Genomic DNA, 26,390 nt, shown 5'->3' with positions numbered 1-26,390 from the left:
GATTTATGTCGCAAAAGTCTTAAAAATAATGATAAGAACTGTTAATAGAGTGTTAAATTTTTAAAGCCTTGAGACTCAGGTCGATATTGCTCGAAGAATGGGTAATTGCGCCTGCTGAGATGAAATCTACACCAGTTTGCGCCACCGAATTTAACACATCACGTGTGATTCCCCCCGATGCTTCGGTCTCAGTTTTTCCATTCACGATTTTTACGGCTTCAGCCATCATTTCGACTGGCATATTATCAAACATAATCCTGTCAGCGCCGGATTTTACAGCTTCTTTTACTTCTATCAAATTTCGTGTTTCGACTTCTATCTTAAGTTTCAGCTTATTTTTTTTGACATAGTCTTTTGCCATTTTCACAGCATTGGTGATGCTTCCGTTGTAATCGACGTGATTATCTTTCAGCATTATCATATCATAAAGTCCATATCTGTGGTTGGTTCCACCACCAATTGCAACTGCCCATTTTTCGCAAACTCGGAAATTCGGTGTTGTCTTTCTGGTATCGAGAAGTTTGGTTTTTGTTCCTACTAATCTGGAATCCCAATCGTACGTCATCGTCGCGATTCCGCTCATCCTTTGCATACAATTAAGAACCAAACGTTCTGTTGATAGAATTGACCTTGCTTTTCCAGTGACGATGAAAGCGATATCTCCTTTTTTTGCAGGTTCTCCATCTTTAATGAAGACCTCGACTTTCAAATTCTTATCAAAATGTTTGAAAATAATTTCCGCCAATTCCACGCCGGCCAGAATGCAATTCTCCTTTACTATAAGTTGCGCTTTTTGTTCAAGGTCTTTCGGAATGGTGGAAAGTGTAGAGTGGTCACCGTTTTGGATATCTTCTTCCAAAGCAGTTCTGATGAATTCTTTTAAAACTTTATCTGTGGCGTATGTTGGTCTTTTCATTGGTTTTTATTTTTGTACTAATGTAAAAAGTATTTATGTATTAAAGCTTTTTTTAGTTATTTTAAATCGTTAATACATTTTACATAAATATGTTTTACAGATTTTATTCATTAATCAAAAGCGGTTTCGTAGCCAAATCCTTATTGTAAAATGCTCCTTTATTTTCTTTCATTTCAAGAGAATGTTTAATAATCAAATAAGAAACATTTACCAGATTCCTCAATTCCGAAAGTTGTGGCGAAAGGATGGAATAATTATAAAGTTCTGTTACAGCTTCATAAATTTCACGTTGTTTTTTCTTAGCGAGTTCTAATCTTGCGTTGCTTCTAACAATCGCAACCAAATCGCTCATCATTTCCTGAAGCTGTTTTCTGAGGTAAGTTACGAGAACCATTTCGTCCATCATTTTCATTCCCTCTTCATTCCATTCCGGAACAGCTTTTAAATCATCAAAATTAAAATCATTTTCTTTCAATAGTTCAACCGTTTTCATCGCCGCATTGTGACCGAAAACCAAACCTTCCAAAAGTGAATTCGAAGCTAAACGATTTGCGCCGTGAAGTCCGGAATTGGTACATTCTCCAACAGCAAAAAGATTTTTGATGGAAGATTGTCCGTTTTTATCCGTATCAATTCCGCCCATCAGATAATGACAAGCCGGAACCACAGGAATCAACTCCTTCATTGGGTCGATTCCTTCATCCATACATTTTTTGTAAATATTCGGGAAGTGATGGATGAATTTTTCCTTGTCCATCTCTCGGCAATCCAAACCAACATAATCGTCTCCGCTGATTTTCAGTTCATTGTCAATTCCTCTTGCAACGATGTCTCTGGAAGCCAATTCCTCGCGCTCATCGTATTTCTGCATAAAAGGTTTGCCGGATTTGGTTCTCAGTTTTGCACCATCGCCACGAACAGCTTCGGAAATCAAAAACAACATTCCGTCACGTTTGGAGTACATCGCAGTTGGATGAAACTGATAATATTGCATATTCGAAACCTTGCCGTGAGCCCTGTGAACAAAGGCAATTCCGTCGCCAGTTGCGATAATTGGATTGGTTGTGTTTTTATAAACGTGACCTGCGCCTCCGGTTGCAACCAAAGTGATTTTTGCAGTTATTTTTTTTATTTTTTTATTTTTCTCATCAAGGACGTAAGCGCCGTAACAATCAAGATTTTCTTTCTCGAATTTTTTATTTGGAACGTGGTGTTGCGTAATCAAATCGATGACGTAATGATGCGCCAACATTTCGATATTCGGAGAATTGTTGACGGTTTCCAAAAGTGCTCTTTCGATTTCAAAACCTGTAATATCTTTGTGATGCACGATTCGGTTTTCCGTGTGTCCGCCTTCTCGTCCGAGTGAATATTGTCCTTTCTCTTGGTCAAATTTCGCGCCCCATTCCACGATTTCATTGAATCTGAGTGGCGCTTCTTCCACCACCATTCTTACGATTTCTGGGTCATTGATGTAATCGCCGGCACGCAAGGTATCGTCTATATGTTTTTGAAAATTATCTTTGGAAAAATCTGTGACAACGGCCAATCCGCCTTGCGCATATTTTGTATTGCTCTCATCCTCATTACCTTTTGTCACGATGATGATTTTGGTGTCTGGCAATTGTTCGGAGATTTTGATGGCATAAGAAAGGCCTGAGATTCCGGAACCGATTACAAGAACGTCTGTTTTTATCATAAATAATAATTACTGCCCTCAAAAATATCTGAGGAAATTCAAAAGAATAAAGTTATAAGAATTTGATGAACTTATCCGCAGGTTTTCTCACTTTTTTGAAGTTTTGAAAATTATCATCCTCAGCTCTGTAACCTAAAGTCAGAACCACTGCGATTTTCTCACTTTCTTTATCAATTTTCAAAATGTCTTCCAAGATGTCTTGTCTAAAGCCTTCCATCGGGCAAGTGTCGATATTTTCCTGTGCGGAAGCCATTATCAAAGAACCAAGAACGATGTAACTCTGTTTCTCCGACCAACTTTCCATTTCCTGCGAAGTTTGATTTTCCAATTGGGAATTGATATTATTCCTAAAAGCCACTAATTGTTCCAAAGTCACGCCTCGTTCATTAATAATATGACTGAAATAATTATCGACATATTCCTTATTGATATTGGTCTTCGAAACCAAAGCAATCAAATGGGAGCAAGTCGAAATCTGCGATGGATTGTAAAAAGCCGGAATCAATTTCTGAATCGTTTCATCATTTTCCACCACCAAAAGATGATAAGGTTGAAGTCCTTGTGAGCTGACTGACAATCTTCCAGCTTCCAAAATATTGTTCAGTTTTTCGGAGGAAATCTTTTTTCCGTTAAATCTTTTTACAGAATATCGCCAGTTAAGCGCTTCTAAATAATTCATATGCAGAAACTTATTGATTTTTAAAGGTCAGATGCAATCGCTTTTTTATCCATCAGTATTTTAAATTTTGAAGTATGGCGATTCATATAACAAATATAAGGATTTGATTTTGGGTTTAGAATGATTTTAAATAATGGGCAATTTTAACACCATTTTTTTAAACCACTCAAAGAAAAGCCTTTATGATAAAGGATTTCTTAATATTTATATTTAATCGATTTTAAATCAAACCATTAGCCAAGACTGCCCTGAAACCAAAAAGTTATAAACATTAAGTACAATTGTGGGCAAAAGTGGTAAAATGTGGTAGAAATTTATATAAATTTGCTCCAAATGAAAAACTTCATTGGAACATACGAGTGTAAAATAGATGACAAAGGGCGCATCAAACTGCCTGCTTCGCTTACGAAGCAGATGGAACACTTTGCAGATGAGCCATTTATCGTCAAACGTTCGGTGTTTCAAAAATGTCTGGAAGTTTACCCGATGGAACCTTGGGACAGATTGATGGCAAAGATAAATGCACTCAATCGATTTGTCAAGAAAAATGCGGATTTCATCAGAATGTTTACCGCTGGTGTGAAAACCGTGGAAATGGATAACGTCGGTCGTCTGCAAATCAGCAAAGATTTGACGCAGTTTGCCAATCTCAACAAGGAAATCGTCATCACAAGTGCTGGCGAACTCTTCGAGATTTGGGACAAAGAATCCTACGAGCAGGTCATCGCAGTAAGTGAAATAGATTTCGCAAACCTCGCAGAAGACGTAATGGGAAACCTTGATTCGGGAGAGACAGCAGACTAAAAGACAAGAGACTAAGAGAGTCAAAATATCATTTATCACTCATCATCTATCAATTATAAAAAATATGTATCATAATCCAGTCTTGCTGAAACAAAGTGTAGATGGTCTGGTAACCAATCCGGACGGCATCTACGTGGACTGCACTTTCGGTGGTGGCGGACATTCCCGTGAGATTCTCAGCCGACTTTCGGACAAAGGGAAATTGTACGCTTTCGACCAAGATTTGGATGCGTTGAAGAATACAATTGACGACCCGAGATTCACTTTGATTAATCAGAATTTCAGGTTTTTGGAGAACTCGTTGTTGGCTTATGGCGTGACGGGCGTTGATGGGATTTTGGCGGATTTGGGTGTTTCTTCTCATCAATTTGATGAAGCAGAACGCGGATTTTCTATCAGAAGCAATGCGCCTCTGGATATGAGAATGAACGTGATGCAAGGTCTTGATGCGAAGAAAATCATCAATGAATATGAAGAGGAAGATTTGGCGAATGTGCTATATAATTATGGGGAACTAAGAGAGTCCAGAAAGTTGGCCAGAGAAATCGTTCATCACAGAAAGACAAAAAAAATCAATACGACGGATGAATTGAAATCGCTTTTCAGTTACATCCCAGCTTTCAAACAGAATAAATTCTTCGCTCAGATTTTTCAGGCAATCAGAATTGAAGTGAATCAGGAATTGGAAGTTTTGAAGGAATTATTGGTTCAATCGTACAAAGTTTTGAAGCCGGAAGGCAGATTGGTGATGATTTCTTACCATTCTTTGGAAGACAGATTGGTAAAACGTTTCCTGAAAAATGGAATGTTCGAAGGTGAACCACCTCGTGATATTTATGGGAATTACAAGAAAACTTTTGAATTGTTAAAGACAAAAGCAATCATCCCAGACGATAAAGAAATAGAAGAAAACTCACGCGCCAGAAGCGCAAAAATGAGAATAGGAACGAAAATATAAATGATAAGCGATAATTGATGAGCGATTAAGATTCATCTGATTATCATTTATCAATCATCATTTATCAATTATAATATAAGTTGGCAAAATTAACTCAAAACAAACAGAAGAGACTCACTTTTATGGACATCATAAAAGGGAATTTTCTTAATCGTGATGAGGTAAAAGCGCATTACAAATATTTCGTGTTCATTTTCGCTTTGTTGATGGTGATGATTTACAGCAACCATTTGGTGAATACAAAAATTGAGCACGTCAACAAACTAAAAGAAGAAACAGAAGAATACAAGTCGCGAAATGCATACGCACAAAGCCGACTGATAAAAATTAGAATGGAATCCGAACTGGGAAAAGAAATGGTTCAGGATTCACTGGTGAGTTTGGAAAGCCACCCGATGAAATTATTGATAAAAATTGATAGCACAGATGATAAAGCAACCAAATAACAATTACGAAAAAAAGCGTTCCAATGCGTTGAAGTGGGGCTACCTTTTTGTGTTGGGTGCTTTCGTTTTGTTTGTTATTTTTTTAACGAGGATTCTCATTCTTCAAAATACCAATGTTGAAGAATTTGAAAATAATTATATCAGCAAAAACTACCGCGAAGCAACTCTTAAGGCCGCTCGTGGTAACCTTTTCGCTTCGGACGGTTCTATCTTGGCGACAACGGTGATGCGCTACGATGTCTATCTGGATTTCAAATCGATGAGAGATACAATTTATTCCAATAATATTGGCGCTTTGACAGACTCTCTCAGCAAAATGTTCGATAAACCGCGAAGTTATTTCCGGGCAAAATTAGACGCTCAGAATCAGAAGAATAACCAATATTATCTTTTGGCAAAAGGTCTTGATTTTGACGAATATGACAGAATCAGAAATTTCCCAATTTTCAAAAAAGGAAAGAATAAAGGTGGATTCATTGTAGAAAGAAATTTCCGAAGAGAATTGGCAACAACTCAAATTGGGGCTGGAACAATCGGTGCTGATAATGGCGAATCAAAATCTGGTTTGGAAGGTGCTTTTAGCAAATTCTTAACAGGAATTGATGGAAAACGTTTGGAGCAAAAAATTACTTCTTCTCAATGGAAACCAATCGATTACTGGAAAGTTCAAGAGCCAGTTGACGGACAAGATGTTTATACGACTTTGGATTTAAGAATTCAGGATATTGCACATTCTGCCTTGGAAAATCAACTCATCAAATTCGATGCGAACCACGGAAGTGTTGTCGTAATGGAAGTTGAAACTGGGAAAATCAAAGCGATGGTCAATCTCAGAAGAACCGAACCGGGAATCTACGTTGATGCTTACAATTATACGGTTAAAGATGCTCAGGAACCGGGTTCTACATTCAAAACCGTTTCACTTTTGGCGGCGATGGACGATGGTTTTATTGATGAGAATACAAAAGTTAACATCGGAAATGGAATCTGGACTTACGCGGGACAAAGAATCACAGACGGTCACGGTGGCGGAACTTATGATGTTAGCGACGTTTTGGCGAAGTCAAGCAACGTGGGCGCAGCAAAATTGATTACAGAACATTACGCAGACAAACCTCAGGTTTTTATCGACCATTTGAAACGTTGGAAGATGTTCGACAAAATGCAAATCGAATTACCAGGAATTGCAAAACCTTCGATTCAAACACCTCAAAGCAAGCGTTGGAACAAAGCAACTTTGGCGTCATTGGGTTACGGATATTCTTCCCGTTTTCCGCTGTTGCAATTGGTGGCTTTCTACAACGGAATTGCCAACAAAGGGAAAATGGTAAAGCCTCTTTTCATCGATAAAATAATGAAAGATGGTAAAGTTTTGTACGAAGCAAAACCTGATGTGATGGTGAAAAAAATGGCTTCGGACAAAGCAATCCAGATGATGACCAGCGCATTGACAAAAGCGGTTGAAAAAGGAACGGCAAGAAGTATTTACACACCAAATCTTAAAATTGCGGGTAAAACAGGAACAGCAAGATTTGAATATTGGTTGCCTGGTCCAATGAAATATCAGGCTTCATTTGCAGGTTTTTATCCGGCAGATAATCCGAAATATACTTGCATCGTGGTTGTGAATCAGCCGGATGTATCAAAAGGGTTTTATGGAGGAACGGTTTCTGCCCCAGTTTTCAAAGAGATTGCCGGAAAGACATTCTTGAAAACACCTTTGAATATTGAGAAAAACTTATTGGTTGAGCATAAAGTTGACCTTAATAAAATGACAGCACCGAATGTAAAGGTCAATGTCACAAGAGATTCTATGCCAAATTTGGTTGGAATGATTGGAAAGAACGTGATTCCACAATTGGAGAATTTAGGTTACAGAGTGGATTATAAAGGTGTTGGAAAAGTCACAGGACAGTTTCCTGCAGAAGGTGCAACCATCGGAAAAAACCAAAAAATATATCTGAATCTTCAGAATTAATGATGAGCGACGAAGTTGCGATATGTTGGTAGAAATAGAAACAAATTATAATAACAATGAGGTGCGAAGCACCGAAATATTGGTTAAATGAATTTAGAAAAATTATTACAAAGAATCCAGACTCTGGAAACTATCGGAACTCTTGAAAGAGAAGTTTCGGAATTGGTTTTCGACAGCAGAAAAGTTGTTGAAAATTCTTTGTATGTGGCGTTGAAAGGAACTGTTTCCGACGGACATTCTTACATCAATCAAAGCATTGAAAAAGGTGCAAAAGTGATTGTTTGTGAGGAGTTACCTTCTGAAATTAATCAAGATATTACTTACATCAAAGTTGAAGATTCTTCGAAAGCTTTAGGACATTTGGCTTCTAACTTTTACGGAAATCCATCTCAGAAATTAAAATTAATCGGCGTTACCGGAACCAACGGAAAAACAACGGTAACGACTTTGTTGTTTGATATTTTCAAAACTTTGGGTTATCAATCCGCTTTGATTTCGACTGTTGAATATAGAATTGGAGACGAGATAATACCTTCAACTCACACAACGCCTGATGTTATTCGTCTTAATCAAATGTTGGCAAAAGCCGTAGAAATCGGTTGTGAATATGCTTTTATGGAAGTCAGTTCCCACGGGATTTCTCAAAACAGAACCGAAGGATTGCATTTCAAAGTGGCTGGTTTTACGAATATCACGCACGACCATTTGGATTATCACAAGACTTTTCAAAATTACATCTATGCAAAGAAAAGATTCTTTGACGAGTTGGAGGATTCTGCGATTGCAATTACTAATGCCGATGACAAAAACGGTCTGGTAATGCTTCAAAATACCAAAGCGAAAAAGAAAACTTTTGCTTTGAAAACGATGGCAGATTTCCACGGAAAAGTGCTGGAAGCGGACTTCAACGGAATGTTGTTGAACTTTAATAACAAAGAATTCTGGACAACTTTGACAGGGAAATTCAACGCTTCAAATCTACTTTTAGCTTATGGAATTGCCTTGGAATTAGGAATGAACGAAGAGGAAGTTTTGCAAGCGATTTCTGTTCTTCAACGCGTGAATGGACGCTTTGAAACGATAAAATCCGACGGCGGAATTTTCTTCGTTGTCGATTATTCTCACACGCCGGATGCATTGGAAAATGTGTTGGACAGCATCAATGAAATCAGAACCAAAAACGAAAGATTGATTTGTGTTTTCGGTTGCGGAGGCGACAGAGACAAAACCAAACGTCCGGAAATGGGAGACATTGCGACAAAGAAATCGACTTTGGCAATCATCACTTCGGACAATCCAAGAACGGAAGACCCAGCGCAAATTATCAAAGAAATTGAGGCGGGAATTCAACCTCAGAATTTCAGCAAATACACTTCGATTCCAGACAGAAGAGAAGCGATAAAAATGGCTATCAAGTTTGCCGAACCAAAAGATATCGTCGTAGTGGCAGGAAAAGGTCACGAAACGTATCAGGAAATCAACGGCGTTAAACATCATTTTGATGACAAAGAAACGATTAGAGAACTATTACAATTAATGGGAAAGTAATTATAAACGATAATTGATAAATGATAATCGATGGATTTCAACAGCATTTTTGCGGAAAGAACAAAGAAATTAACAATATCAATTATTAATGAACTATCGGAACTTCCGTATTCGGATAAAGTCTCGGTAATTAGAAAACAAATAATTAGGTCATCGAGTTCTGTTGCAGCAAATTATAGAGCAATGTGCAGAGCGAGGTCAAATAAAGAAAAATATGCCAAAATCTGTATCGTGGTTGAGGAAGCAGATGAAACTGTATTTTGGTTAGAAATCATTGAAGAAATTAAAATGACAAATAATATAGATTTAATTAAAGATTTAAAGAACGAAGCGGAAGAAATTCTGAAAGTAATGTCAAGTTACAGGAAAAAGATTGGAGCAGATTTGTAAAATCAATTATCATTTATCAACTATCATTTATGCTATATTATCTATACGAATATTTAACCGCTCACGGAATCCACGTTCCTGGGATGAACTTGTTTAAGTACATTTCGTTCCGCGCGGCGATGGCAGTTTTGTTTTCGCTGATTATTGCGATGGCTTACGGGAAAAAGATTATCAATTACCTCAGAAAAAAACAAATGGGAGAATTGGTGAGAGACCTTGGTCTAGAAGGGCAAAAGCAAAAGGAAGGAACGCCGACAATGGGTGGTTTGATTATCATTTTGGCGACCATTATTCCAGTTTTGCTATTCACGAGAATCACCAATATCTACATTGTTCTTCTAATCATTTCGGTGCTTTGGATGGGCGCGATTGGTTTTCTTGATGATTATCTTAAGAAAGTTAAAAAAAACAAAGATGGATTGAGTGGAAAATTCAAGGTAATTGGACAAGTTGGTTTAGGCTTAATTGTCGGAGTTACAATGTATTTCCACCCCGATATCGAGGTTAAGAGAAAGTATGCAGACTCGACTGTTGTGAACAGAAATAATGTGGAACAGAACTTTATGGAAGACGAGAAAATTCCGGTTTCTACAGTGCCTTTCACAAAAAACAACGAGTTTGACTACAGTGGGATTTTGTTTTGGATGGATGATGCTGAGGCGCACGAATGGGCGTGGATTGTTTTCATCCCGATTGTGATTTTCATTGTAACGGCAGTTTCCAATGGTGCCAACATTACCGATGGAATCGATGGTTTAGCAGCCGGAACCAGTGTTGTGATTTTACTGACTTTGGCATTTTTCGCCTATGTCTCTGGAAATATCATTTTCGCAGATTATCTGAATATTATGTTCCTGCCACATATGGGTGAAACGACCATTTTTGCCCTCGCTTTGGTTGGTGCTGTGATTGGATTTTTCTGGTATAATACTTATCCAGCACAGGTTTTTATGGGCGATACAGGAAGTTTGATGTTGGGCGGAGTGATTGCAGTTTTGGCAATTATCCTGAGAAAAGAATTATTGATTCCAGTTCTGTGTGGAGTTTTCCTAATAGAACTTTTATCCGTCATCCTACAGGTTTGGGTCTTCAAATACAGAAAGAAAAAATATGGGTTGGAATATGCCCAAAACAATAGATTATTCAAAATGTCACCGTTGCATCACCATTATCAGAAAGAAGGTTTCCACGAGAGCAAAATCGTAAACCGAATGGTAATCTTAGGTGTAATGCTGGCAATCATTTGCTTAATCACTTTAAAAACGAGATAAGGAATTGTAAAATGTAAAAAGTATGATGTACAATGTATTTTTTACAGATTTATTAGAATTAATAACCAAATGATGTACATCTTAAAAATCATTTTACTTTGTACATAATACGTTTTACAGAATAGTATGAGAGTAGTAATACTTGGTGGCGGAGAAAGCGGTGTTGGCGCAGCATATTTGGCGAAGGCTAAAGGCTTTGACGTGTTCCTTTCGGATATGGGAATTATCCGTGAGAATTACAAAAAAGAGCTGGATGAACTTGGTGTTGATTATGAGGACGGAAAGCATTCGGAAGAGAAAATCCTGAATGCCGACTGGATTATCAAAAGCCCTGGAATTCCGAAAAAAGCCGAGATGATTTTGAAGATTCAGGAAAAGGGAATCAGATTGTCTTCTGAAATTGAATTTGCTTCTGAGTTTACAGATGCGAAAATCATTGCCATCACTGGAAGCAACGGAAAAACAACCACGACTTCTTTAATTTATTATATTTTGAAAGAAGACGGTTTCAACGTTGGTTTGGGTGGAAACATCGGAAAGAGCTTTGCCAAGCAAGTTGCTGAGGAGAATTTTGATTATTATGTTTTGGAAGTGAGTAGTTTTCAATTAGATGATATTCAGAACTTTAGGCCATACATTTCTTTGTTGTTGAATTTGTCTAAGGACCATCTGGACCAGTACAATTACAATTATGAAGAATATGCTTTGGCGAAATTCAGAATTGCTGAGAATCAGGAAGCTAACAATTTTTTCATCTATAATAAAGATGACGAAATGAGCAAGTCAATCCTTGGAAAACTCGATTTGAAAGTGACCAAAGTTCCATTCTCATTAGATGAAAAATTGGAAAAAGGAGCTTTCTCGATTGATGAGAATTTTGTAGTAAACATCAACGATGGTTTCACAATGAACATCGACGAATTGTCTTTGTTGGGAAAACATAATGTTGCCAACAGCTTAGCCGCAAGTATCGCTGGTAAATTATTGGAAATCAGTAATCAAAGTATTAGAAATTCACTAATGACTTTCCAAGCGGTTGAACACAGATTGGAACCTGTTTCGGAAATCAATGGTGTGAAATTCATCAATGATAGCAAAGCAACCAACGTGAACGCCACTTACTTTGCTTTGGAAAGTATGAAACAACCTGTTGTTTGGATTGTTGGCGGAAAAGACAAAGGAAACGATTATACAGAAATCGAAGAACTTGTTAAGAAAAAAGTAAAAGCAATTGTCTGCCTAGGAATTGATAATCAGAAAATTATTGATTTTTTTAAAGACAAGAAAACACAGATTTATGACACTTCCAGTATGCAACAAGCTGTTGAGGTTTCTAAGTCGGTGGCAGAGAAGGGAGACATCGTTTTGTTATCACCTTGTTGTGCAAGTTTTGATTTGTTCAATGGTTATGAAGACCGTGGCAATCAATTCAAAAAAGAAGTTTTAGACGAATTGACAATTAAAAATTAGTATTGTACAAAGTAATAAGTAGAAGGTACATTGTACATAATACTTTTTACATCATACAAATAAAATAAATGGAAAACCAAACTACAGAAAACAAATTCGAGCTGCTGAAAGGAGACAAGGTCCTTTGGTCGGTTATCATTTTGATATCCTTCCTTTCCGTGTTTCCGGTTTACTCCGCAAGTTCGAATCTGGAATATATCGTGAACAACGGGACCACAACAGGTCACGTTTTCAAGCATATTGTTTTCGTATTCATTGGTTTGGGAATTATGCGTTTCGTGGGAACTGTTAAGTATGAGCATATCGGAAAACTAAGTTCCATTTTGCTTTTGGTAACGATTGGATTACTGCTGATAACGATGTTCACGGGACAAACAATTGAAGGTGCGAGTGCATCGCGTTGGTTGAAAATTCCGGGAACACCCATTTCTTTTCAGCCGTCGTCATTCGCTTATTTGATGCTGATTATTTATCTGTGCAGGTATTTGACAAAGAAAATCAAAAGAGAAAGATTGCCGTTGGAGAACATCATTTACATCTTCGGACCAATATTATTGGTTTTCGGATTGGTGGCAAAAGACAACGGTTCTACAGCGTTGATGATTATGATGGTTTCGATTATCATCTTGATTGTCGGACAGTTGGCTTGGCAATATGTGGCAGGATTTATATCGCTTTCAGTAGTTTTCATCGTAATGTTTCTGCTCGTTGCGCTGAATACTAATTTAATTGGTGGAAACCGTGTTCACACGTGGATGAGCCGTATCGAAACCTTTACGAGTTCCAAGAAAACAGCTGATGTTGAGGACGAAAGTATTAAGGCAAAAAATTATCAGGTGATGCAGGCGAAAGCCGCGATTGTTCACGGTGGATTCAACGGAATTGGACCTGGGAAAAGCGCTTTGAAACAGACATTGCCACAGTCGGTTTCAGATTTTATTTTCGCAATTATTGTGGAAGAATATGGCTGGATGGGCGCTTTTGTGCTAGTCAGTCTTTATATGATAATGATAATCCGTATCGTGATGATTGCCAGTAAGATGCCTGCCTTTTTTGGGTCGTTGCTGGTGTTGGCAATTGGATTAATGATATTCATTCAATTGTCAGTCAATATTGCCGTTGCAGTGAATCTAATTCCGGTGACTGGTCAACCTTTGCCACTGATAAGTTACGGTGGAACATCGATGTTGGTGACCTATATTCAGTTAGGAATTATACTTAATGTAAGTTCAAGAATTCAGGTTTATGACGAAGAAGGATTAGGCAAAAGACAAAGTTTGGAAGAAATAAATGATATAGCTTAAAGTTGGAAGACGGAAGTCCGAAGATGGAAGCCAATTGAGTTCCATAGGAACGACCGATTTATCAGCATTGGAATTTATTCCAATGAAAATTAAAAATAAGATGAACAACAAAACAAACAGCCAAAAGCAAAAAGCAATCCGTGTTCTATTGAGCGGTGGCGGAACAGGTGGACACATCTTTCCGGCAGTTGCAATTGCTCAGGAAATCCAGAAAAGATTTCCCGAAGCAGAGTTTTTGTTCATTGGTGCCAACGGAAAAATGGAAATGGAAAAAGTGCCTCAAGCCGGATTCAAAATCGAAGGTTTGAACATCGCTGGATTCGACAGAGGAAATCTTCTCAAGAACCTCGGACTTCCATTAAAAATTGTTTCAAGTTTGTTTAAAGCTAAAAAAATCATCAAAGATTTCAAACCAGATTTTGCGGTTGGAACTGGTGGTTTTGCAAGTGGGCCAGCGTTGTACATCGCAGCGAAAATGGGAATTCCAACTTTCATTCAGGAGCAGAATTCTTTGCCGGGAAAAACCAATGTTTTCAATGCAAAAAAAGCGGAAGCGGTTTTCACAGCTTATCCGGATATGGAGAAATTTTTCTCAGGAACGAAAACTTATTTCTTAGGAAATCCAATTCGTCAAAATATCATCACAGATTTGATTGATAAAGATTTGGCTAAGGAAAAGTTGGGCTTAGATAAAAATAAATTAACGATTCTTTCTGTCGGCGGTTCACTAGGTTCCCGAACTCTGAACAATGGCTGGAAAGACAATTTAGATAAATTAAAAGAAAAAGATTACCAACTCATCTGGCAAACTGGAAAAACGGATTATAAAAGTATAGTTGATAGTTGTCAGTTGTCAGTTGATGGAACAACCAACAACCAACAACCAACAACCGACAACCAAATACAAATCAAAGAATTCATTTCCGATATGGCTTTGGCTTATTCGGCGGCAGATGTGATAGTTTCCAGAGCTGGTGCGATTGCGATTTCAGAATTGGCAGTGGCAAGAAAGCCGGTTTTGTTGATTCCGTTTCCATTTGCGGCAGAGGATCATCAAACCAAAAATGCTTTGACTTTGGTTGAGAAAAATGCGGCGAGAATGGTCAAAGATTCTGAGATGAAAGATATATTTTGGAACACGCTTTCCGAGATTTGTGAGAGTGAGAATCTGAGAAATGAAATGTCAACAAATCTGGAGTTTTTTGCAAAGCCAAAAGCGGCGGAAGGAATTGTGGATGAGATTTTTAAAGTGATTTAATGATGAGACATTTTTATATTTTAAGTATGGTTTTAATGATTTTGATGACAGTTTCGTGTGCATCGAAATACAGACCAGACCTTAAAGGTAAAAATAGAAGTGCTGAAAGAATCAAATTAGTGAAAAACTTCGCCACAGATTATTTTGCTAAATGTGAAAAGCGGGATTATTCGGAGTTTCAAGGATATAAAATGGATATTAATTTTAAAAATAAATTAAATCCAGAAAGTTTACAAAGAAGTTGTGAATATTATAATAGTAGATACGGAACGATTACAATTGGAGAATTGACTGATGCAAAATCAAACTATTCTCCGAAGGATTTTTTGGATTACTTTATTTTCAAAGCCAAAGCTTCAAAAAGTGACAGTGTACAGTCTGTGAGAGTCAATATTTATAGAGATAATAATATGTTGGAAAGAATTAGTATTCCAAGATACAGAGCAACTAAGTCAAAAAGATAAGAATAAAAATGAGCATCTTAAATAAATATCAAAACTTCTATTTCATCGGAATCGGTGGGATTGGGATGAGTGCGTTGGCGAGGTTTTTTCACGCGAACGGCAAAACGGTTTTGGGCTATGACAAAACACCTACGAAACTGACGGCTCAACTCGGTTTTGAAGGTATTGATATTTCGTTTGAAGATGTAATAGATGAGAAAATCGTCGCGTTCGACAAAGAATCAACTTTGGTAATTTACACGCCAGCAATCAAAAAATTGGCGATTCTGGATTATTTCGCCAGCGAAAGTTTTGAGATTTTGAAACGTGCAAAAGTTCTAGGTTTAATTACAGAAAACACAGATTGCATCGCAGTTGCAGGAACACACGGAAAAACGACTACTTCAACTTTGATTGCGCATTTGTGTAAAGAAGCCAATATGCCTTCATCCGCATTTTTGGGTGGAATTTCCGAGAATTTCAAATCGAATTTTGATTACAACGGAAACCAATTTTCTGTAGTTGAAGCCGATGAATACGACAGAAGTTTCCTAAACCTTTCTCCGGATTGGGCAGTTGTAACTTCCATTGATGCTGACCATTTGGATATTTATGGCGACCGAGTTCAGATTGAAGATGGTTTCAGACAATTTGCATCGTTGGTTCCGAATGACAATCAGTTGTTTGTGAGAAAAGGAATTGCGATTGGCAGAGAACATTTGACTTATGCGGTAAACGAGGAAGCGGATTATTATTCCGATAACTTGAGAATGGACCACGATAAAATCTACTTCGATTTCCACACACCAACGGAGGAAATCAATGATTTTGTTTGGGATGTTCCGGGAATTCACAATGTTGAAAATGCGACAGTTGCTTTGGCAATCTTAAGCAATTTAGGTGTGGATTTCGAAACTTTGAAGAAAGCAATCGCGAGTTTCAAAGGCATCAAGAGAAGATATACCAAACATATTTTCGATAACGGAAAAATTTATATTGATGATTACGCACATCATCCAACGGAATTGAATGCGGTGATTGGTTCGATAAAAACCTTTTATCCAACCAAGAAATTGTTGGTGGTTTTTCAACCGCATTTGTTCAGCAGAACGAGAGATTTTGCAGAAGATTTTGCTAGAAGTCTGGAAAAAGCTGATGACCTTTTGCTTTTGGATATTTATCCAGCGAGAGAACTTCAGGAAAATTATGAAGGCATTACGTCAGCGTGGTTATCGGACAAAATTGAAATTGAAAACAAGAAAGTCTGCACATTACAGGAGACTTTTGACAAAATAAAAGAAAAAGACTTTGATATTTTATTGACAGTCGGAGCGGGAAATATAGATACACTTTATGACCCGATTATGGAATGGCTTCCGAATGTTTGATTTTAAACGCAAGGTTCGCAAAGAGATTTTTATAAATATTGAAAACAATTTTGGGACGCAAAGGCGTTTCACTCAGCAAATGAAAATTGAAAATAAATGAATGAAAACGAAATTTCAAGTATTGTGTTCGATGCCGGAATGAAAATTCATCGCAAACTTGGAATTGGTCTTTACGAAAATGTTTATGAAGAATGTCTGGCTTATGAACTGAAGGAAAGAGGATTGATTGTCGAAAGACAAAAAGATATTAAGGTTGAATATGAGAATTTGATTATTGAAAGAGCTTTCAGAGTCGATTTATTAATTGAAAATAAATTAATCATAGAAATAAAAGCAGTTCCAGAAATTAATGATTATCATTTTTTCCAGCTTTTAAATTATTTGAGATTAACAGAAATAAAGTTGGGAATGATTTTAAATTTTCATTCAACATTATTCAAAAATGGAGTAAAAAGAGTAGTAAACAAATTATAAACAATTGCTGAGCAAAGCGCCCTTGCGAACGAAATCAGCATTAATGTAAAAAAAGACTTAGCGCTCGTTGCGTTAAAAATAAAGAAGAATGAAAAATAAGTGGAGAATATTGAAGATACTTGTGACGGTGGTCCTTTTTGGATTTCTGCTCAGTTTCTCATTGAAGCGTTTCAACAACGCCAAGATGGAGAACGTGTCTATCAATATGAACCAAGGCAAAACGCCGGTTTATTTTGTGGATGAGAAAGACATCAAAGAGTTGGTGAAACAATACAATCCGACAAGAAAAATTGGAGACATTAACATTCCGGAATTGGAGAAGAAAATCAATATGATTCCTTTTGTGGACAGCGCCAATGTTTATTTGAATCTGAATGGAAACCTGAATGTTGACATCAAACAAAGAGTTCCAGCTTTTAGATTAAATAAAAACGGAAAAGATTTCTACGTCGATAAAAAAGGTGTTGAATTCCCAATCTCAAAAAACTTCTCACTGCCAAGTATGTTGGTGATGGGCGATGTGAAACCTTCGGAATATGAAGCGTTGGGAGATTTAATAGAGAAGATTGACAAAGATGATTTCAGTAAAAAATATTTCATCGGAATCACAAAAGTAAAAGAGGATTACAATCTTTTAACCAGCGATGGAAACTATAAAGTTGAAATCGGAGACCTCGATAATATTGATTTGAAAGTTAGAGGCTTCAAAACTTTTGTTGAGAAATATCTGGTCGACCAGAATACAGAGAAGTACAAGAAAATATCATTGAAATACGATAATCAGATTGTCACAACGCTAAATCCTTATTTCAAAGAAAACGACAGCATTCTCAGAAATGCACCAAAAATTGAGTTGAAGACGGAAGATGGAAGTAAGAAGTTGGAAGCGAAAAAATCTGAATCCAAACCAGAAATAAAAAAATCGGAACCGAAAAAAGAGGTTAAGAAAGCAGAACCGAAAAAGGAACCTGCAAAACCGAAAAAAGTAGAGAAAAAACCGGAAGCGAAGAAAGTTTCTACCAAGAAAAAAGAAACTGTTTCCAAAACAAGTGATAAAAAGAAAAAAGCAAAAGTAGTTGTAGAATAAAGAAAAAGTCCCATCGGGACGACAAATATTAAAGGATAGGGTTTCAACCCTATCAATTGTAGAATGAAAAAGTCCCATCGGGACGACGGATATGATAGGATAGGGTTTCAATCCTGTCGAAAAAGAAGAATAATTAAATAAAGTCTTTGATGAGTTTTACGTCTTTGCGAACTTAAAAGCGTTGCAAAAATCAAAAAAAACTTTGCGGACTTTGCGTTAAAAATAAAAAATCAAATCGAACATATAATGGAAAATCAAGAGTATTCAGTAGGTCTGGACATTGGGACAACTAAGATTGTCGCCATTGTCGGAAGACGAAACGCTCACGGGAAAATTGAAATTCTGGGCGTTGGAAAAGCAAAAAGTCTAGGCGTTCACAAAGGAATTGTCAATAATATTTCCCAAACCATCAACTCCATCAAGTCCGCTGTGGCAGAAGCGCAATCCAGCGCTGGCGTGCCTATCACCAAAGTGACGGTGGGAATTGCAGGCAAACACATCCGTTCGCTTCAGCATTCGGACTATATTATGAGAGACCATCCGGACCAGTACATCACGGAGGAGGATATCGAAAAACTAAAAGACCAGGTGAAGAAGTTGGTGATGCTTCCAGGTGAAGAAATTATCCACGTTTTACCTCAGGATTATAAAGTAGATTCCGAAGGCGAAATCCAAGAACCAGTCGGGATGCACGGCAAAAGATTGGAAGCCAATTTCCACGTGGTGGTGGGACAAATGGGTTCTATCAGAAACATTGCAAGATGCGTTCGTGAAGCTGGTTTGGAAATGGAAGCCTTGACTTTGGAACCTTTGGCATCGTCCGAAGCGGTTTTGACTAAAGAAGAAAAAGAAGCTGGTGTTGCCATCGTAGATATCGGTGGTGGAACTACGGATATTGCGATTTTCAAAGACAATATCATCCGTCATACTTGCGTGATTCCTTACGGTGGCGGAATTATTACCGATGATATCAAGGAAGGATGTTCAATCATCGAGAAACACGCGGAGCAACTGAAAGTGAAATTCGGTTCGTCTGTTCCGGAATTGGAAAAAGACAGTACGTATGTGACAATTCCAGGATTGCACGGTCGTCCGGACAAAGAGATTTCGTTGAAAGTTTTGGCTCAAATAATCAATGCGAGAGTTGAAGAAATTCTTGAAATGGTGAATACCGAGTTGAAAGCTTACGGCGCATTCGAACAAAAGAAAAAATTGATTGCCGGAATCGTTTTGACAGGCGGTGGTTCCAATTTGAGAAACCTTCGTCAGTTAGCCAACTACACAACAGGCTTCGACAGCAGAATTGGTTTTGCTAATGAATATGTGGCAAACGATAAAAATCAATATTTGAAAGGTCCGGAATTTGCAACTTCCATCGGTTTGTTAATGGAAAGTTTGAAAATCAGAGACAAGAAAATGCTGGTGACAGAGGAGGAAATCATCGAAGAATTGAAACCTCAAATCGAAAACGCTATCCAGGCGCAGACTCAGACTCAATCTCAGGAAATCCAAACGCCTCAGGTTCAGAATGATATTGTAGAACTTGCAAAACAAAAAGCAGAAGTGAAGAAAAATCGACCAACTTTCGGACAATCACTGATGGACAAAGTCAAAAAATTCTTTGAAGAAGTAGAAGAGTAAAAAACATAAATGATAATTGATAAACGATGATTGATTCATCACTTATCATTTATCAATCATCAACTATAAAAAAACATACCATTATGGACAATATATCAAATACACAAGGTTTTTCCTTTGACCTACCAAAAGGGAATTCTGCCATCATCAAAGTAATTGGTGTTGGTGGCGGTGGAAACAACGCTTTGAAGCATATGTACGAGAAAGGAATCTATGGCGTAGATTTCGTAATCTGTAATACCGATGCACAGACTTTGGACAATAATCCGGTTTCTAACAAAGTTCAGCTGGGAATCTCAATGACAGAAGGTCTTGGCGCAGGTGCTGACCCAGAAGTTGGAGAGAAAGCGGCGATTGAAAGCATCGACGAAATCAAAGCGGCGATGGGACAAAACACCAAGATGGTTTTCATCACTGCCGGAATGGGCGGTGGAACGGGAACTGGTGCGGCGCCTGTGATAGCAAAGGTAGCGAAGGAAATGGGAATCCTGACTGTAGGAATCGTAACCGTGCCTTTTAGTTTTGAAGGAAAAAGAAGATTGGACCAAGCTGAATTGGGCCTTGATAAATTAAGAAATAATGTTGATTCCCTGATTGTCATCAATAATGATAAACTAAGACAACAATTCGGAAATCTTGGTTTCAAACAAGGTTTTTCCAAAGCCGATGAAGTTTTGACCAATGCGGCGAAAGGAATGGCAGAGGTGATTACAGGTTATTTCGATGTCAATATCGATTTCCGTGATGCAAAATCTGTCCTTCAGAATTCCGGAACAGCATTGATGTCAACCGGCGTTGCAACAGGCGAGAAAAAAGCGGAAGAAGCAGTGAAAAAAGCATTGGATTCTCCATTGTTGAATGATAACAAAATCACCGGAGCGAAAAACGTCCTATTGTTGATTAGAAGCGGTGTTTCTGAGGTGACGATGGACGAAATCGGCGTGATTATGGACTATATCCAAAAAGAAGCTGGCCACACGGCTGATATTATTTTTGGAGTTGGAACAGATGAGGAATTGGGCGATGCAGTAAGTGTTTTGGTCATCGCAACTGGTTTTTCTAATGATGATAAAAAGCACACAGGAACAACAGAAACAATTAAATATTCTTTGGACGACAGACCAAATTCGTTTTCAAGAAACAGAGAATCCCCTTTCAAAAGCAGACTTCAGGAAGAGTCAAAACCTCAGCCAGAATCTGGAAAGAACTTTTTTCGTCTAGAAGATGAGGATGATTTTGGAACCTCCAATTTTCCAACTAATTCTTTAGTAGAAAGTTTGGTGGAAGAAGTGGAAACAGAAACTCAAATCATCGAGAACGAAGAAATCATCGATTATTCTAATGATTATGTTAATGAAGGAAAGAATGAATACAATCTTTTCAATTTTGAAGATGATGCAAATGATGATTTCGATTTAGAGCCTCAATCTTTCACTTTCGAAGTTGAAGACAAGCCAAAAGCGTCTTTCAAAACTGAGGAAGTTGAAAAACCGATTGAAGTAACTTTCACAATCAACGAATCTGTTACTGAAGAGGAATTTCCGGTAATTGAGAAACAAGTTGTTCCTCAAGCAAAAGAAGAAGTTGCAAATGAGGTTATCGAAGAAAAAATTGAAGAACCAAAAGCTAACAATTATTCTTTCACATCAGAAGTAAAAGAAGAAATCTTCGAAGAGAAAAAACAAGAGCCAGTTCAGGAAACTGAAGGCGGATTCACTTTCTTCAACAAAACTTCCGACACCGCTTCCAAAGCAATGGACAGAAGAAACAAGTTGAAAGAGTTCAATTCCCGTTACCAGCAATTGGACAATGAGAATGTTTTCGAGACAGTTCCGGCGTTCAAAAGAAAGAACATCATCATCGATGGCGCCAATGCATCCGACCAAAACATCAACACATTTTTGTCTGATAACAACGGAAGTATGCAACTGAGAGAAAACCGTTTTCTTAATAAAGATGTAGATTAAATTGCGACTGGCTTATGGCAACTAGCTTTTAGCTTCCAATTGGGATGTTATATTAAAAGCCAACTGCCAAAAGCTAGCCGCCAAAAGCAAAAACTATGAGTTTAGAACTTACAATAAGCGAAGCAATAAAAACCGCAATGAGAGAGAAAGACAGAGTTGCTCTGGATTCTCTTCGTGCTGTGAAAGCGCAGATTATTTTGTTGCAAACTGAAGCGAGAGGTGCTGAAGTTACCGCAGAACAGGAAATTGCAATTTTGCAAAGAATGATAAAGCAGAGAAAGGATTCCTACGACCAATTTACGGCTCAGGGAAGAACGGACCTTGCGGAAGTGGAAGAAGCTCAATCAAAAATCATTGAGAAATTTCTTCCAAAACAACTTTCTGCTGAGGAATTGGAATCAGAAATCAAGAAAATTATTTCTGAAACCGGCGCAGAAAGCATCAAAGATTTAGGAAAAGTAATGGGCGTTGCTTCCAAAGCATTAGCCGGAAAATCAGACGGAAAGAGCATTTCCGAAATGGTTAAGAAGTTACTTGCCTAAACCATAATTGATAAATTATAAATGATGAATGATTTTTTTTTAATCAATTATCATTTATCTCTTATCATTTATTGCCCCACGGATATACAAAATATGCATATCGATTTGATTTGAACCCAAAGTCTTCGGATTTTGGGTTTTTGTTGATTAATTATTAATAAAATTCAGCCAAAATGGCTCAATAGATTTTCGGTATAATTTTAATAGAATTATTAGTCAGATAATCAAAGACAATTTGATTAAATTTGCAATTCAAGAATTTAACCTAAAATATATATCAATATGTATCCAGCAGATTTAGTATTGCCAATGAAGGCAGAACTTACAGATAAAGGTTTCCAGGACCTTACAACACCAGCAGAAGTTGACTCTGCACTTAAACAATCGGGCACAACATTATTAGTGATCAATTCCGTTTGCGGATGTGCGGCAGGAGCAGCAAGACCAGGCGTTTTGTACTCTTTGACAGGCGAGAAGAAGCCAGACCATTTGGTAACAGCTTTTGCAGGATTTGATACGGATGCCGTTGCTGAAGCAAGAAAATTGCTGGCACCGTTTCCTCCAAGTTCGCCAGCTGTAGCGCTTTTCAAGGATGGAGAACTGGTGCATATGTTGGAAAGACATCACATCGAAGGAAATCCTGCAGGCGCAATAGCGGCAAACCTTCAAGCCGCTTTCGACGAATATTGTTAAGAAAATAGAAAGACCAAGACAGAAATGTTTTGGTCTTTTTTTATGAAATCGTTTTCAGATATTTTTATCAAATTCAATGATGGAAGGCAATTGAAAACCGATTTTAAGAAAAAATAAAAATCTATTTATGAAAAGTTTAAAATAAGCTTTCAAACTTTTCATTATTTTTTAAATTTGCAAAAAAGTAAAAATGTCAGATCAAGCAAGTTATTTGTTTTCTACCAGAACCAGCCACGAGTTGGCAGAAAAAATCGCTCAGGCTTATGGGCAACCATTAGGGCAAATCAATATTCAGCATTTCAGCGACGGAGAATTTGAGCCTGTGTTGGAACAATCTGTAAGAGGAGCACGCGTTTTCCTTATTGCATCTACGTTTCCTCCAGCGGACAATCTTTTGGAGTTGTTATTAATGATAGACGCTGCGAAAAGAGCTTCTGCCAAAAACATCACCGTTGTAATTCCTTATTACGGCTTGGCGAGACAAGACAGAAAGGACAAACCAAGAGCGCCAATTGGAGCAAAATTGGTTGCCAATCTTCTGACTGCAGCTGGAGCTACAAGAATTATGACAATGGATTTGCACGCAGATCAGATTCAAGGTTTCTTTGAGATTCCGGTAGATCATTTGTATGCTTCCACGATTTTTGTAAAATATATCCAATCACTGGAACTTGATAATTTGACGATTGCATCACCAGATATGGGTGGCGCAAAAAGAGCGAAAAATTATGCAGGACATTTGGGCGCTGACGTTGTGATCTGTTACAAAGAAAGAAAAAAAGCCAACGTTGTAGAAGAGATGTTCTTGATTGGTGATGTTAAAGATAAGAACGTGATTCTTATTGATGATATGATCGATACTGCCGGAACACTTTGCAAAGCCGCCGATATCCTTATGGCGAATGGTGCAAAATCTGTAAGAGCAATGGCGACTCACGGTGTACTTTCTGGAAAGGCTTATGAAAATATCGAAAACTCTCAGCTTTTGGAAGTGATTGTTACAGATTCTATTCCGCAGAAAACAGAGAAATATTCAAAAATTCGAGTGCTTTCCTGTGCAGAATTATTCGCCGATGTGATGAATATGGTACACGAGCACAAATCGATAAGTGAGAAGTTCATTATTTAAAAAATAATTAATATCTTTGCACCCTTAAAAATAATTCATACAAAATGAAATCAATTACAATTCAAGGTACAAAAAGAGAAAGCGTGGGCAAAAAGTCTACTAAAGCTTTACGTGATGCTGAATTAGTTCCTTGTGTTGTTTACGGAGGTGGCGAGCCATTGAACTTCTCTGCATTGGAGAAAGCGTTCAAAGGTTTGGTGTATACTCCCGAAGCACACACGGTATCTATTGAGGTTGACGGACAGGTAATTCCTGCAGTTCTTCAAGATATTCAGTTCCACCCAATTACAGACAAAATCATTCACGCAGACTTCTACAGATTATCTGACGATAAGCCAGTGGTTATGGAAGTTCCAGTAAGAGTGACAGGTCGTTCCAAAGGTGTTGTTGCCGGTGGTGTTCTTAGACAAACTTACAGAAAACTAAAAGTAAAAGCTATCCCAGCTAACTTGCCAGACGAAATCGTTGTGGATATTACGCCACTTAAGATCGGAAACAAGTTCTATGTAGAAAGTCTTAAAAATGACAAATATTCTTTCATGCACCCAGACAATGCAGTAGTAGTTGCTGTTAAAATGTCTAGAAATGCTAGCAAAAATGCTGCAGCTGCAATGGATGATGACGATGAAGAAGTAACAGAAGGTGGAGCAGACGCTTCAGCTGAAGCAACTTCTGCAGAGTAATAATTACTTATTATATCGCATACAAGCCGTAGGATTTTCCTGCGGCTTTTTTATTTCTGTTAATTCATATTCTCCGTTCTCAAATTTTATTATATTTGTGAAGAATGGCAACCAAAGCACTTTTTAATTCTGTCGTCAATTGGTTTATCCGTCAGCGGATAGATCAGATAGAACATTTCAAAAAATATCCAAGGGAAACTCAGGAAGGACTGTTGTTTTCCCAGATGTTCTACGCAGAAGATACGGAGTATGGACAGAAGTACGGCTTCAGTACCATCTCCAACTACAAAGATTTCCAAAAGAAAGTTCCCATTGTTTCTTACGAAGATTTTGAACCGTACATCGAAAAAGCCAGACAAGGGCAGAAAGACGTTTTTTGGCCGGGAGTGATAAAGCAATTTGCTAAATCCTCCGGAACTACCAATGCGAAGAGCAAATATATTCCTATAACGGCGGAGAGTCTGGAAGATTGCCATTACAAAGCGGGTAAAGATCTTATCTCTATTTACGTTAACAACCATCCGGAAAGCGAACTTTTTCAACACAAAAATCTAAGATTAGGTGGAAGTGCGGAGATGTATCAAGATTTTAATACCAAATTTGGAGACCTTTCAGCAATTTTGATAGAGAACCTTCCTTTTTGGGTAGAGATTATCAACACACCTTGCAAGAAAACCTCGCTGATGTCTGAGTGGGAAAGCAAGATGAAAGCCATTGTTTCCGAAGTCAGAAACGAAGATGTAGGAAGCCTCACAGGTGTTCCAAGCTGGATGATGGTTTTGCTTCAAAGAACATTAAACGAAACGGGAAAGAATAATATCGGCGAACTTTGGCCCAATTTGGAAGTTTTCTTCCACGGTGGAATTAGCTTTAAACCGTATAAAAATCAGTATAAAGAAATCATTGGTAAGGAAATTAGATATTATGAAATCTATAATGCTTCCGAGGGATTTTTCGCTATCCAAGATCAGGCAAGAAGCGACGAGATGCTTTTGATGCTAGATTACGGAATTTTCTATGAGTTCATCCCAATGGAAGATTTTCACGCCGGCAATCGAACTGCAATTCCAATTTCTGAGGTAGAACTGAATAAAAATTATGCCGTAGTCATTACCACAAACGGTGGGCTGTGGCGTTATCTGATTGGCGATACCGTGAAGTTTACATCTATCAGTCCTTATCGAATCAAAATTTCTGGACGCACGAAACATTATATCAATGCTTTTGGTGAAGAATTGATGATTGATAATGTGGAAACAGCTCTTAAAATAGCGTGTGATAAGCTGGATGTCAGTATCTCGGATTACACAGGTGCACCGGTTTTTATGACCAATCAAAGCAAAGGCTGTCACGAATGGATTTTCGAATTCACAAAAAAGCCAAATGATATTCAGGAGTTTGCAAGTATTTTTGATAATACACTAAAAACACTAAACTCCGATTACGAGGCTAAGAGATATAACGATATTACTTTAAAAGCACCAATCATTCATTCTGCAAAACCGAATCTCTTCTACGAATGGATGGCAAGCCGTGGCAAATTGGGAGGACAAAATAAAGTCCCGAGATTGAGCAATGATCGGGAATATATCGATCCGCTATTGTTACTTAATAAAGCTTAG

The 26,390-nt window shown here is 37.8% G+C and carries 24 protein-coding genes; 21 read left to right on the top strand and 3 right to left on the bottom strand.

Features of this window, described 5'->3' with window-relative positions:
- Nucleotides 1–52: 52 nt before the first annotated feature.
- The 3 genes from nadC to B0I22_RS09675 all read right to left on the bottom strand — a co-directional run bounded on the left by nadC (nt 53) and on the right by B0I22_RS09675 (nt 3,294).
- Nucleotides 53–916, bottom strand: a complete 864-nt coding sequence (gene nadC, locus B0I22_RS09685) for a carboxylating nicotinate-nucleotide diphosphorylase (protein ID WP_133944457.1) — start codon at nt 914–916, stop codon at nt 53–55.
- A 103-nt stretch (nt 917–1,019) separates the two neighbouring features.
- Entirely contained in the window at nt 1,020–2,615 is a 1,596-nt protein-coding gene (gene nadB, locus B0I22_RS09680; RefSeq protein ID WP_133944456.1) for an L-aspartate oxidase, read from the bottom strand.
- A 52-nt stretch (nt 2,616–2,667) separates the two neighbouring features.
- Nucleotides 2,668–3,294 (bottom strand): NAD(P)H-dependent oxidoreductase, encoded by a 627-nt coding sequence (locus tag B0I22_RS09675; RefSeq protein WP_133944455.1) that lies wholly within the window; start codon nt 3,292–3,294, stop codon nt 2,668–2,670.
- 333 nt (nt 3,295–3,627) lie between these two features.
- Between B0I22_RS09675 and mraZ the strand changes: the two genes are divergently transcribed.
- From mraZ to B0I22_RS09570, 21 genes are all read left to right on the top strand, one after another.
- A complete protein-coding gene (mraZ, locus tag B0I22_RS09670) occupies nt 3,628–4,098 on the top strand; it encodes a division/cell wall cluster transcriptional repressor MraZ (protein ID WP_133944454.1) in 471 nt (156 codons plus the stop codon).
- Between the two features lie 64 nt (nt 4,099–4,162).
- Nucleotides 4,163–5,056 (top strand): 16S rRNA (cytosine(1402)-N(4))-methyltransferase RsmH, encoded by an 894-nt coding sequence (gene rsmH / locus B0I22_RS09665; RefSeq protein ID WP_034973855.1) that lies wholly within the window; start codon nt 4,163–4,165, stop codon nt 5,054–5,056.
- A gap of 80 nt (nt 5,057–5,136) precedes the next feature.
- Nucleotides 5,137–5,502 (top strand): FtsL-like putative cell division protein, encoded by a 366-nt coding sequence (locus tag B0I22_RS09660; protein ID WP_425459594.1) that lies wholly within the window; start codon nt 5,137–5,139, stop codon nt 5,500–5,502.
- Complete coding sequence (locus B0I22_RS09655) at nt 5,483–7,480, top strand: penicillin-binding transpeptidase domain-containing protein (protein WP_133944452.1); 1,998 nt, start codon at nt 5,483–5,485, stop codon at nt 7,478–7,480. Before B0I22_RS09660 ends, B0I22_RS09655 begins: the two co-directional genes overlap by 20 nt.
- 87 nt (nt 7,481–7,567) lie before the next feature.
- Entirely contained in the window at nt 7,568–9,028 is a 1,461-nt protein-coding gene (locus B0I22_RS09650) for a UDP-N-acetylmuramoyl-L-alanyl-D-glutamate--2,6-diaminopimelate ligase (protein WP_133944451.1), read from the top strand.
- Between the two features lie 30 nt (nt 9,029–9,058).
- Nucleotides 9,059–9,418: a four helix bundle protein gene (locus B0I22_RS09645; protein ID WP_133944450.1), complete on the top strand. Its 360-nt coding sequence runs from the start codon at nt 9,059–9,061 to the stop codon at nt 9,416–9,418.
- Nucleotides 9,419–9,447: 29 nt separating this feature from the next.
- Nucleotides 9,448–10,689 carry a phospho-N-acetylmuramoyl-pentapeptide-transferase gene (mraY, locus tag B0I22_RS09640; RefSeq protein WP_133944449.1) on the top strand — a complete coding sequence of 414 codons (1,242 nt, stop codon included), beginning with the start codon at nt 9,448–9,450 and terminating at the stop codon, nt 10,687–10,689.
- A gap of 126 nt (nt 10,690–10,815) precedes the next feature.
- Entirely contained in the window at nt 10,816–12,159 is a 1,344-nt protein-coding gene (murD, locus tag B0I22_RS09635) for a UDP-N-acetylmuramoyl-L-alanine--D-glutamate ligase (protein ID WP_133944448.1), read from the top strand.
- Between the two features lie 68 nt (nt 12,160–12,227).
- Nucleotides 12,228–13,463, top strand: a complete 1,236-nt coding sequence (locus B0I22_RS09630) for an FtsW/RodA/SpoVE family cell cycle protein (RefSeq protein ID WP_133944447.1) — start codon at nt 12,228–12,230, stop codon at nt 13,461–13,463.
- An 82-nt stretch (nt 13,464–13,545) separates the two neighbouring features.
- Entirely contained in the window at nt 13,546–14,721 is a 1,176-nt protein-coding gene (murG, locus tag B0I22_RS09625) for an undecaprenyldiphospho-muramoylpentapeptide beta-N-acetylglucosaminyltransferase (protein WP_246022185.1), read from the top strand.
- Nucleotides 14,721–15,185 carry a hypothetical protein gene (locus B0I22_RS09620; protein WP_133944445.1) on the top strand — a complete coding sequence of 155 codons (465 nt, stop codon included), beginning with the start codon at nt 14,721–14,723 and terminating at the stop codon, nt 15,183–15,185. The genes murG and B0I22_RS09620 overlap by 1 nt, the downstream gene beginning before the upstream one ends.
- Before the next feature lie 8 nt (nt 15,186–15,193).
- Complete coding sequence (gene murC, locus B0I22_RS09615; protein WP_133944444.1) at nt 15,194–16,552, top strand: UDP-N-acetylmuramate--L-alanine ligase; 1,359 nt, start codon at nt 15,194–15,196, stop codon at nt 16,550–16,552.
- A gap of 96 nt (nt 16,553–16,648) precedes the next feature.
- On the top strand, nt 16,649–17,026 hold the full coding sequence (locus B0I22_RS09610) for a GxxExxY protein (RefSeq protein ID WP_133944443.1): 378 nt from the start codon (nt 16,649–16,651) through the stop codon (nt 17,024–17,026).
- 88 nt (nt 17,027–17,114) lie between these two features.
- Nucleotides 17,115–18,113, top strand: a complete 999-nt coding sequence (locus B0I22_RS09605) for a cell division protein FtsQ/DivIB (protein WP_246022184.1) — start codon at nt 17,115–17,117, stop codon at nt 18,111–18,113.
- A 246-nt stretch (nt 18,114–18,359) separates the two neighbouring features.
- Entirely contained in the window at nt 18,360–19,754 is a 1,395-nt protein-coding gene (gene ftsA / locus B0I22_RS09600; protein WP_133944442.1) for a cell division protein FtsA, read from the top strand.
- An 83-nt stretch (nt 19,755–19,837) separates the two neighbouring features.
- Nucleotides 19,838–21,721, top strand: coding sequence for a cell division protein FtsZ (gene ftsZ, locus B0I22_RS09595; RefSeq protein WP_133944441.1), 1,884 nt, complete (start codon nt 19,838–19,840; stop codon nt 21,719–21,721).
- A gap of 95 nt (nt 21,722–21,816) precedes the next feature.
- Nucleotides 21,817–22,263 (top strand): GatB/YqeY domain-containing protein, encoded by a 447-nt coding sequence (locus tag B0I22_RS09590; RefSeq protein WP_133944440.1) that lies wholly within the window; start codon nt 21,817–21,819, stop codon nt 22,261–22,263.
- A gap of 282 nt (nt 22,264–22,545) precedes the next feature.
- Complete coding sequence (locus B0I22_RS09585; protein ID WP_133944439.1) at nt 22,546–22,956, top strand: BrxA/BrxB family bacilliredoxin; 411 nt, start codon at nt 22,546–22,548, stop codon at nt 22,954–22,956.
- Between the two features lie 190 nt (nt 22,957–23,146).
- A complete protein-coding gene (locus tag B0I22_RS09580) occupies nt 23,147–24,085 on the top strand; it encodes a ribose-phosphate pyrophosphokinase (RefSeq protein WP_133944438.1) in 939 nt (312 codons plus the stop codon).
- Between the two features lie 44 nt (nt 24,086–24,129).
- Complete coding sequence (locus B0I22_RS09575) at nt 24,130–24,768, top strand: 50S ribosomal protein L25/general stress protein Ctc (RefSeq protein WP_133944437.1); 639 nt, start codon at nt 24,130–24,132, stop codon at nt 24,766–24,768.
- A 104-nt stretch (nt 24,769–24,872) separates the two neighbouring features.
- A complete protein-coding gene (locus B0I22_RS09570) occupies nt 24,873–26,390 on the top strand; it encodes a GH3 auxin-responsive promoter family protein (RefSeq protein WP_133944436.1) in 1,518 nt (505 codons plus the stop codon).

Source organism: Epilithonimonas xixisoli, from assembly GCF_004365655.1.
Lineage (GTDB): Bacteria > Bacteroidota > Bacteroidia > Flavobacteriales > Weeksellaceae > Epilithonimonas > Epilithonimonas xixisoli.
Note: the sequence above shows the minus strand (reverse complement) of the source record. Positions and strands in the feature narration are given on the sequence as shown.